This is a genomic window from Paraburkholderia sp. BGA-UO-ETr-F12, assembly GCF_059567945.1.
In genome coordinates this window covers 85,533-93,137 of the sequence record NZ_JCAQOZ010000019.1, presented here as the reverse complement: position 1 = coordinate 93,137, position 7,605 = coordinate 85,533, and the positions used below count along the sequence as shown (strand labels likewise).

The window sequence follows — 7,605 nt, the reverse complement described above, 5'->3', positions numbered from 1 at the left end:
ATCGCCGACCACGCGATCAACCGCGTTGACGAACTCATGCCGTGGGTCGTTGCGGACCAGCTTCGCGCAAACGCCTGAAGATCCCGCGCGCCTGTCAAGACGGCGCTCGTGCAGCGCTTACCACCAGAACAGTTGACCGTCTTGCACCGATGCGGCGATCAACCTCTCCGCGACGCGCCAGCCGTGCGTGGGTGCGACGAGCGCCAGCGTAAAGATCGGGCCGACAATCGGCACGCCAAGATTCAGCAACATCCAGAAAAATAGATTCATCGAAACTCACCATCGTGCGATATTCGTTAGTCACGGCACGCACCATCGTAGCGTCGAGATCCGGCATCGACCATTCGGCCGAATGGTTAGGCTTACTAGTTATCTTGACAAACTAAAAAGCCCATCGGGCACCGGTCCCGATGGGCTTGGTCAAGCTTCAACAATCAGCCTCGCAGCTCAGATACTTACCCCAGCGCCACCAGACACTGTTCGATATCCGCGCGCAAATCGGCCTCGTCTTCCAGACCGATATAGAAGCGCACCAACGTACCGCGATACGGCCATTGGCCTTCCGTGCGCATCGAGGCGACGTCATACGGCATCGCAAGACTGTGCGCGCCGCCCCAGCTCCAGCCCAGCGAAAACAGTTCGAGCGACTCGCAGAACGTGTCGATTTTCGCGGCGCTGTACCTTGCGTCGAACACCACGGAGAACAAGCCGCCCGCGCCGGTAAAGTCGCGTTTGAAAAATTCATGCCCCGGACAATCGGGCAACGCCGGATGCAAAACCGCGGCAATTTCCGGGCGCGTCTTCAACCATCTGGCCAATTCAAGCGCCGCCCGGTCATGCTGCTCGAAACGCAATCGCATGGTCGGCAGGCTGCGCAAAATCAACGAGCAATCATCCGACGACACACCGATACCCGTGCGCATGCGTGCTGCCTTCAGCTTCAGATGCAACTCGCGATCGACGGTGATCGTCGCACCCATCAGCACGTCGCCGCCACCTGACTGGTACTTGGTCAAGGCCTGCACCGAGATATCGACGCCGTGGTCGAACGGCCGGAAACCGAGCCCCGCCGACCAGGTGTTGTCGATCGCCGTGACAACGTTGCGCGCGCGTGCAGCCGCGGTAATGGCCGGCACGTCGGGCACTTCCATCGTGACCGATCCGGGTGCTTCCAGCCAGATCAAACGCGTATTCGGCTGGATCAGGTCCGCGATCCCGGCGCCGATCATCGGATCGTAGTAGCGCGCGGTAATGCCGAAATCGCGCGCCAGCCAATCGCCGTGGTCGCGGTTCGGCGAATAGACGTTATCGGGAATCAGCACGTCGTCGCCGGCCTTCACGAGGCCGAAGTACACGTTCGAAATCGACGACAGCCCCGATGGCTGCAACAGCGCGTGATTGCCGCCTTCGATCGTGGCAAGGCGCTGCGCGAGCGCCAGCGAAGTCGGTGTGGCGTGCAGGCCATAGCGCCATTGCGCGTCGTTTTTCCAGTCGAGCGCGCGCATCGTCGCGAGATCGGGGAACACGACCGTCGAAGCACGCGTAACCGGCATCGAAAAAGATTCGAAACCCGGCGTGAGTTGATCTTCGGCACGCACGACATGCGTTTGCAGGCTGCGTTTGAGTTTGGATTGGGTCATGGTGTCAATAGGCCTCACTCGCCGGTTTGCAGATTGCTGACTCCGCCGACGGCGTGAGCGCCATTCGTCGCCGCGGCGGGTGTTGCGGCACTGCTGGCATGCGGCGCGACCGCTGCGCCGGCTCCGGCTGAGGCGGCCGGCACGGGCTGCCCGGCCGCCAGCGGTTTCAGATCGAACGGCTGCGGGTCGGAATCGTCGACGTTCATCCGGTCGCCCGCCACCGAACCGTCGGCGGCAAACTTGCCCACCCAGTTTCCGGTGATATGCGTGCCGTCGTTCGATTCCTCGACTTCGAGTGTGTCGCCATCGCGGTCGCCCGCGATCAGGATCACTTCGCCGGTATCGGTGTACTGATACTCGCCGTGCACGCCAGCGGGGTCGTCGGTTTTCGCGCCGAGCCGCAACACGATCTGCCGCGTGCCCAGCGTACCGACGTAGCGCGGAAACTTCGCGAATTCAGGGCTTGGCTTGAGCGGCAACTGAATCGGCGGGGGTGCCGCCAGTTCCTTCACCGCGTCGCTTTCCGCCCATGCCTGCGCGGGCAGCATTGCTCCGGCGCCGGTACACAGGAGCGCGACTGCGCTCAATACGGCCCAACCGCGCCGACGCATCGCACCCTTCATCGCTTTTGCTTCCTGCATCCGTTCATTCCTTGTTGCACGATACGGCTCGATGCCCGGTTTGTTAGCCGCTTGCTACCTGCCTGCTACCTGCCTGCTACGTGCCTATTGCCCGCTCACTGCCTGGCTTGGTTCAGCAGAGAGGAGCCAACGCGTTGCTGCGCGCCGCGCGGCCCCTGCCCCTGCTTCAGACCCGTTCGAAGATCGCAGCGATACCCTGCCCGCCGCCGATACACATCGTCACCAGCGCATAGCGGCCGCCAATCCGCTGCAATTCATACAGCGCCTTGACGGTAATCAACGCACCGGTCGCGCCGATCGGGTGGCCGAGCGAAATACCCGAGCCGTTCGGATTGACCTTGGCCGGATCGAGGCCAAGCTCCTTGCTGACCGCGCATGCCTGAGCGGCAAACGCTTCATTCGCTTCGATCACGTCGAGATCGGCAACCGTCAGGCCCGCGCGCTCGAGCGCCTTGCGTGTTGCCGGCACCGGACCGATACCCATGTATGCCGGATCGACACCTGCGTGGGCATACGAAACCAGCCGTGCCAACGGCTTGATGCCGCGCTTTTCAGCGACGCTGCGCTCCATCAGCACGACCGCGGCGGCGGCGTCGTTGATGCCCGACGCGTTGCCCGCCGTGACCGTGCCGTTTTCCTTCACGAACACCGGCTTCAACTTGGAGAAGTCTTCCGCCGTCGCGTTCATACGCGCGTGTTCGTCCGTATCGAACACGACGTCGCCCTTCTTCGAAGGAATCGTGATCGGCAGGATCTGATCCTTGAAATAGCCGCTCGTAATCGCATGGGCCGCACGGCGATGCGATTCGAGCGCAAGCGCGTCCTGCGCTTCACGCGAGATTTCGTACTTGCGCGCGACGTTCTCGGCGGTCACACCCATATGGATCGACTGGAACGGGTCGTTCAGCGCGCCGACCATCATGTCGACGAGGCGCGCATCGCCCATGCGCTGACCGAAACGCGCAGCCGGCATCGAGTACGGCGCGCGGCTCATGTTTTCCGCCCCGCCGCCGATCGCAATGTCGGCATCGCCGAGCAGCACGCTTTGCGCGGCCGAGACGATGGCCTGCAGGCCCGAACCGCACAGGCGGTTGACCGTCAACGCCGGAGCATGTTGCGCAACGCCGCCGTTGATCGCCGCCACGCGGGCCAGATACATGTCCTTCGGCTCGGTATGCACGACGTTGCCGAACACCACGTGGCCCACTTCGTCACCCGACACATTCGCGCGTGCCAAGGCTTCGCGCACGACGCGTGCGGCAAGATCCGTCGGCGGAAAATCCTTCAGGCTGCCGCCAAAACCGCCGATTGCCGTACGCACACCGCTTACCACCACTACGTCTCGTTGCATCGCCCGCTCCTCTCTTTAGTCTCCGAAGATGATCTTGCCTTGGCCGGGCTGCGGGGTGCGGCGAGCACCTCGCAGCGCGTTACCGTCAGCCGGCCAGGATGTGTTCGACTGTGGCCCGCAAAGGGATCGGCGCGACCGCGCCGTAACCTTGCGTGGACAGTGCAGCGGCGACGTTGGCATAACGCGCCGCCTGAAAAGGATCGTCACCCGCGACGATGCGCGCGATGAACGCGCCGCCGAAACAGTCGCCGGCGCCGGTCGCATCGACCGCATCGACGACGTGGCCCGGCACGACGCGCCGCTCGTCGGGCGTGGCAATGTACGAGCCTTCCTTGCCAAGCTTGAGCGCCACGACGCGCGGACCGCGCGACAGCAGAAAGTCGACGATCTCGTCACGGCCGGTCAGGCCGGTGAGTTCGGTCACATCGTCCCAGCTCGGTAGGCAGATGTCGGTTTGACGAATCGCCTCGAGCATCACCGCGCGCGCTCGGGCGAGCGGCCAAAGCTTCAGGCGCAGGTTGGTGTCGAAACTCACGCGCACGCCGTTTGCCCGCGCATGTTCGATCGCCGCGAACGCCGCGTCGCACGCGCTCACACTGATCGCGAGACTGATGCCGGACAAATGAATGACTTTGGCCGCGGCGATCGCGTCGAGCGGCAAATCGTGCGGTGCGTAGCGGCTCGCGGCCGACCCCGCGCGCAGGTAGTCGAACGCATGACCCGCAGGACCGTGCGAGACGAAATAGACCCCGGTGGACGCGTGCGGATCGACGCGCACCAGCGACGGGTCAACCTGTTCGCGTTCCCACAGATCGACCAGCAGACGCCCAAAATGGTCGCTGCCGACAGCCGACACGAAACCCGTCTTCGCGCCCTGCCGTGCTGCCGCGATGCAGAAGTTCGACGTATCGCCGCCGAAACCTTGCAGATAGTTCGGCTGATCTTTAGCCGACTGATTGAATTCGATCATTGCCTCGCCGAGCGCGAGGACTTCTAAAGGCCGGCTGTCCGAGGATCGGCCATCCGGCGTGCGGGCCATACTCACCGTCATTGCTTAGACCTCGCCCCACAGATCGTGGCCATCGGCACCGGTGATCTTCACCGAGACGAAATCGCCGACCTTGTAACGTTTGGACGCCTTGGTCGTCGGCGCGATATACACGACACCGTCGATCTCGGGCGCATCCGCAGCCGTACGGCCGATGCCGCCGTCCGCATTGATTTCGTCGACCAGCACTTTCAGCGTCTTGCCGACCTTCTTCGCGATCCGTTTGGCCGACACTTCTTCGGCCACTTCCATGAAACGCGCGCGACGTTCTTCACGCACTTCATCGGGCAATGCGCCGTCGAGTTCGTTGGCGCTCGCGCCTTCGACCGGCGAGTAGGCAAAACAGCCCACCCGATCCAGTTCCGCCTCGCGAATGAAGTCGAGCAGCGTCTGGAATTGCTCTTCGGTCTCACCGGGGAACCCGGCGATGAACGTGCTGCGGATCGTCAGATCGGGGCACATTTCGCGCCACGCCTTTACGCGCTCCATCACCTTTTCGGCGTTCGCCGGGCGCTTCATGCGCTTTAGCACTTCCGGATGCGCGTGCTGGAACGGCACGTCCAGATACGGCAGCACGTGGCCCTTGAACGGACCTTCGGCCATCAGCGGAATGACTTCATCGACGCTCGGATACGGATACACATAATGCAAGCGCACCCATGCGCCGTATTGCGCCGCGAGTTCGCCCAACGCGGCCACCAGATCGGTCATGCGCGTCTTGATCGGCTTGCCGTTCCAGAAACCGGTGCGGTACTTGACGTCGACACCGTACGCGCTCGTGTCCTGCGAAATCACCAGCAATTCCTTCACGCCGGACTTGAACAGGTTCTCCGCTTCGAGCATCACGTCGGCGACCGGGCGCGACACGAGGTCGCCGCGCATCGACGGGATGATGCAAAACGTGCAACGGTGGTTACAGCCTTCGGAAATTTTCAGGTACGCATAGTGGCGCGGCGTGAGCTTCACGCCGGCGGCCGGCACCAGATCGACGAACGGATCGTGCGGCTTCGGCAAATGGTTGTGCACGGCCTGCATCACTTCGCCGAGCGCGTGCGGACCGGTCACGGCCAGCACCTTCGGATGCACTTCTTCGATCAGGTTCGAGCCGCTCGCGCTCTGCTTTGCACCGAGGCAGCCCGTAACGATCACCTTGCCGTTTTCGTTGAGCGCCTCGCCGATCGCGTCGAGGCTTTCCTGCACCGCTTCGTCGATGAAGCCGCAGGTATTGACGACGACGAGGTCCGCGCCGTCGTACGTGCCGGAGATCTCGTAACCCTCGGCGCGCAACTGCGTGATGATCTGTTCGGAATCGACTAAAGCCTTAGGACAGCCGAGGCTGACGAATCCGACCTTCGGAGTAGAAGGCGTCGGCACGGCGGGGGAAATGGTCTGCGACATGGGTGGGTCCGGCGTATAGCGGTAACGACAAATGGGGACGGTGCGGCAAGGCTGAGGGTCCAATGGCCATCAAGACCACAGCCCGGACAGCGTCCCGCGCACGCAACCCTTTATTGTACCGCGCCGAGGACCGCGTAGCCGGTCAAGTGGCGAGGCAGTGCCGGTTCGGGCAGACCGGAAGCCGCGTGCTGATGTGCCGGCATCGAACCGTCGACTGCGCGCGCACTTTCGATCACCTCAAGAATATCGCGAGAGTCGTGCAGGCGCCGGATCGCCGCATGCAGTTCGGCGGCCTGCGGCCAGGTCCGCTTCAGGTAGCTGAGCCACATTTTGACGCGTCCGTGCTCGTGGCGGGCCGCGACGCGGGCTGCCAGCTTTCTCAGATAGCCGGCCAACTGACCCAGCACGGCCGGCCATTCGTCAGCGGACGGCGTCCGGTCCATCACTCCGCGTATGCGCAAGGCGAGGAAAGGATCCGATACGGCACCTCGCCCGATCATCACGTCCGCACAACCGCTGACCGCCCGGCACCGCTCCCAGTCGGCTACCGTCCAGACTTCGCCATTGGCGATGACCGGCACGTCCACCGCGTCGTCGATACGCGCGATCCATTCCCAGTGTGCCGGCGGCCGGTAACCATGGTCACGGGTTCTGGCATGCACGACAAGGGAGGCCGCGCCGCCTTCGGCCAGCGCCGTGGCGCAGTCGATCGCGAGCGACGTATCGGACACGCCAAGCCGCATTTTGGCTGTCACGGGGATGCCGGCAGGCACCGCAGCGCGAACGGCCGCAACGATCCGGTTCAGTTGTTCCGGGTGAGCCAGCAGCATCGCGCCGCCGCCGTGCCGGTTGACGACTTTGGCGGGACAACCGAAGTTCAGATCGAGTCCATGCGGCGACAGCCGGGCCGCCTGGGCCGCATTTAGCGCCATCCATTCTGGATCGCTGCCGAGCAACTGGATCACCATCGGCGTGCCGAAGGGGGTATGGCCCCCGTGCAGGACTTCGGGCGTATCCCTCTCGTAGACACGCTCGGGAAGCACCGAACCCGTTACCCGGACGAATTCAGACACGCAGCCATCGAATCCGCCAGTGCTAGTCAGCACGTCGCGCAATACGTAGTCCGCCAGCCCTTCCATGGGCGCAAGGAAAAGCTGGTGGCTCATGCGAGAACGGCGCCTAAGCTGCGGCCGCGAATCTTCCGGTCAGCCAAGGCTGACAGGTCCGGCCTTGGGAATCGAAGGCGTGAGTGCGGCAGGGGAACGGAAGCGGAAAAGGGTCGGCGACATGGACGGTAGACGGACAGGCACGCAGCGATGGCGATAGCCACAAATGGAATTGAGCGGGGGATGTGAGACGCGGGGCTACGGGATCCAGGAATGGATCATGAGGACCGCCTGGACCACCCCGAGCCAGCACATGCAAGCTGCAATTGTACCGCGCTCACGACTGTGCGCTTTCGAACGGAAGGCGGGCAGCCGGGCCGCCGCGCGGCAGTCGCCGTCATCCCCCTCTGGGGCAAAGTGC

General features: G+C 63.6%; 7 protein-coding genes. All 7 read right to left on the bottom strand.

The genetic code is table 11. The features are described 5' to 3' along the window. Nucleotides 1-117: 117 nt before the first annotated feature. A complete protein-coding gene (locus tag AC57B6_RS08160; RefSeq protein ID WP_496420957.1) occupies nucleotides 118-270 on the bottom strand; it encodes a hypothetical protein in 153 nt (50 codons plus the stop codon). A 185-nt stretch (nucleotides 271-455) separates the two neighbouring features. Continuing rightward, nucleotides 456-1,640: a cystathionine beta-lyase gene (locus AC57B6_RS08155; protein ID WP_496420956.1), complete on the bottom strand. Its 1,185-nt coding sequence runs from the start codon at nucleotides 1,638-1,640 to the stop codon at nucleotides 456-458. A gap of 14 nt (nucleotides 1,641-1,654) precedes the next feature. Further along, entirely contained in the window at nucleotides 1,655-2,281 is a 627-nt protein-coding gene (locus AC57B6_RS08150; RefSeq protein ID WP_496420955.1) for a hypothetical protein, read from the bottom strand. 166 nt (nucleotides 2,282-2,447) lie between these two features. After that, the gene (bktB, locus tag AC57B6_RS08145; protein ID WP_454805804.1) at nucleotides 2,448-3,632 is read right to left on the bottom strand and encodes a beta-ketothiolase BktB; all 1,185 of its coding nucleotides are present in this window, start codon (nucleotides 3,630-3,632) and stop codon (nucleotides 2,448-2,450) included. An 85-nt stretch (nucleotides 3,633-3,717) separates the two neighbouring features. Continuing rightward, a complete protein-coding gene (locus AC57B6_RS08140; RefSeq protein WP_496420954.1) occupies nucleotides 3,718-4,683 on the bottom strand; it encodes a sugar kinase in 966 nt (321 codons plus the stop codon). A 3-nt stretch (nucleotides 4,684-4,686) separates the two neighbouring features. Next, nucleotides 4,687-6,078 (bottom strand): 30S ribosomal protein S12 methylthiotransferase RimO, encoded by a 1,392-nt coding sequence (rimO, locus tag AC57B6_RS08135; protein ID WP_144195691.1) that lies wholly within the window; start codon nucleotides 6,076-6,078, stop codon nucleotides 4,687-4,689. 110 nt (nucleotides 6,079-6,188) lie between these two features. Next, on the bottom strand, nucleotides 6,189-7,244 hold the full coding sequence (locus tag AC57B6_RS08130) for a tRNA dihydrouridine synthase (RefSeq protein WP_474632514.1): 1,056 nt from the start codon (nucleotides 7,242-7,244) through the stop codon (nucleotides 6,189-6,191). Between the last annotated feature and the right edge of the window lie 361 nt (nucleotides 7,245-7,605).